Origin of the sequence: Psychromonas aquatilis (assembly GCF_038155185.1) — a bacterium.
Classification (GTDB): domain Bacteria; phylum Pseudomonadota; class Gammaproteobacteria; order Enterobacterales; family Psychromonadaceae; genus Psychromonas; species Psychromonas aquatilis.
The window spans coordinates 1-212 of the sequence record NZ_JBAKAZ010000428.1; the positions used below are offsets into that span (position 1 = coordinate 1).

The 212-nt window shown below is 39.2% G+C and carries 1 pseudogene; it reads left to right on the plus strand.

The annotated features are described in order from the left end of the window. Positions 1 to 89: 89 nt before the first annotated feature. Positions 90 to 212 (plus strand): annotated as a pseudogene (locus tag V6256_RS16045) (tRNA (adenosine(37)-N6)-dimethylallyltransferase MiaA); the annotation flags it as partial.

The window sequence follows — 212 nt, forward strand, 5'->3', positions numbered from 1 at the left end:
AGACTGGATCAATTCATTAATCAAGCGTCCTACACAATCTTTACATGCTTGCTTTAAGCAGCCCGATTTATCTTTGTTAATTAAAGAGACTGAATAATATGAAAGACCCAGTCAGTAAGACTCTGCCTAATGCAATATTATTAATGGGGCCAACGGCGTCAGGCAAATCCGATCTCGCGATTATATTAGCACAACAGTGCCGTTGTGATATT